This window comes from Pricia antarctica, from assembly GCF_900101815.1.
Taxonomy (GTDB): domain Bacteria; phylum Bacteroidota; class Bacteroidia; order Flavobacteriales; family Flavobacteriaceae; genus Pricia; species Pricia antarctica.
The window spans coordinates 1-1,664 of the sequence record NZ_FNAO01000036.1; the positions used below are offsets into that span (position 1 = coordinate 1).

Here is a 1,664-nt window from a genome sequence, read left to right on the forward strand (position 1 = left end):
CGTGGCCGTTGCAGAAGTGCTCTGTGCGTAAGATATTGACCCGAGCAGGCTGTTTTTACGGAGCCTTTTGGAGAACGGGTCTTGGCTGGATCTGCCCGAGAGAAATGTTCAGACAGGCTCGGAAGGTATCCATAACCGTCCTGAAAATACCAATGGAGGGTTTCCCTCGCCCTTTCTTCAGGTATTTTTTCAGGTTGAAGGCGATCGCGGCCATGAGCATGACCTTATGTGCACCGGCCTTGCCCAGTACGCCTATTTTCCGTAGGCCGTAGAACTGTGTCAGGCTGCCGAACACTGGCTCCACCGTACTTTGTCTAATCTTTTTCATCCGCTTGCCCCTGTCACTGTGCTGTCGGGCGTAGGCCCTCAAGTATTGTTCGTCATGGATCGTTTTGGAGATTTTTTTGCATTTTGAATTTGGCACGCATTGGGATTTCATGGGGCAGACCTTGCAATCCTTCGGCGCTGCCCAGTAGCTTTTCAGTACGCTACCGTCCCGGTTGGTATGGAATCCCTTGAAGGGCAGGGGCCTGTTCATCGGGCATCTATATTCGTCCTTTTCCCTGTTGTAGGGAAAACCTTTTATTTCAGGTTTATATCTCCCGAAGACGGGTATCCACCCGGCAACCTTCCTTTGTTCGAGAAAATCGTAGTTGGCGCCATTGGAATAACCTCCGCCAGCAGATCTGTCATTACAAGCTCGTTCTTCCTTAAACGGTCCTGGACCTGGAGGCTAATATCGATCAGGTACTGGCTGTCCCTGCCGTCGGCAAAGTCGGATTGGATATGCGAGATGACCCCTTCCGCGGTATCCACCGCCATACTGCAATGGTAGTTCAGCTTTCTGGCCTTGCCCGGCTTTACCGATATACGGGCATCCGGATCACGGGGGCTGTAGTGCGTCTTGTTGCTGAGCAGCCTTGCTTTTTTGTGGGACGCACCGGCAGGGCGTACCGGACTGTCCCTCAGGTTTCGGTGGTGTTTCTCCACGCGCTTCAGCTCATGCTCGGGAGCGGAGACACGCGCGGGCGATACGGTTCCCACATGCTTTTTCGCAGTTTCTTGATTTTCTTCCGAAACCTTTTTCATGTGGTCGTCCATGGGGGTCGCCGGCATTTTCGGCACTACGCTTTCCATGGATGCGTTCGCCTTTATCGGGGCAGAATCCACCGCCTGGGTATGGCCGGATACCATCCCGCTGTCGACGCACAGGGCGAATACCTTGTTGAACAATGCTTCAAAAAGGGATGCCGGGTAAAGTTGCCTCGTCCTGCTGATCGTCGAGTGCCATGGCAGCTCCTCGTCCAGGTCATAGCCAAGGAAGTAGAGCACGTCCATTCGCATCCCGCAGTGCTCCACCAGTTTCCGGTCGGAGGTGATGTTCTCGAGGTATCCCGTGATCAACAGCTTAAAAAAGACCACGGGGTCGATCGAGGGGTTGCCGGTCCTGCCGTAAAGTTCTTCCGTATCCTTATAAAGGAAACTCAGGGCGAGGGTTTCGCGGAGCCTTCCGTAAAGATTTTCCTCTGGGATCCGGTCCGACAACTGGAAACTGATGAAGAGTTTTTCGGTATAGTTCTTTCTTCCTTGCATACCTTCAATTTACGGATTTCCGCGCATCGGTGAAAGCAAAAATTGATGTTTATCGGAGTTGTGCAACAGCC

2 protein-coding genes and 1 pseudogene are annotated in these 1,664 nt (G+C 52.8%); all 3 read right to left on the reverse strand.

Features of this window, described 5'->3' with window-relative positions:
* Positions 1 to 55 precede the first annotated feature (55 nt).
* Complete coding sequence (locus BLT07_RS20835; protein WP_175455400.1) at positions 56 to 538, reverse strand: transposase; 483 nt, start codon at positions 536 to 538, stop codon at positions 56 to 58.
* A gap of 44 nt (positions 539 to 582) precedes the next feature.
* Entirely contained in the window at positions 583 to 1,194 is a 612-nt protein-coding gene (locus tag BLT07_RS21525) for a hypothetical protein (protein WP_245726635.1), read from the reverse strand.
* 84 nt (positions 1,195 to 1,278) lie between these two features.
* Positions 1,279 to 1,593 (reverse strand): annotated as a pseudogene (locus tag BLT07_RS21795) (transposase); the annotation flags it as partial.
* Positions 1,594 to 1,664: the final 71 nt, after the last annotated feature.

Bases quoted from the DNA above. Each gene is read 5' to 3' on its own strand.
- BLT07_RS20835 (WP_175455400.1), bottom strand. From the start codon at position 538: ATGAACAGGCCCCTGCCCTTCAAGGGATTCCATACCAACCGGGACGGT.
- BLT07_RS21525 (WP_245726635.1), bottom strand. From the start codon at position 1,194: ATGGTATCCGGCCATACCCAGGCGGTGGATTCTGCCCCGATAAAGGCG.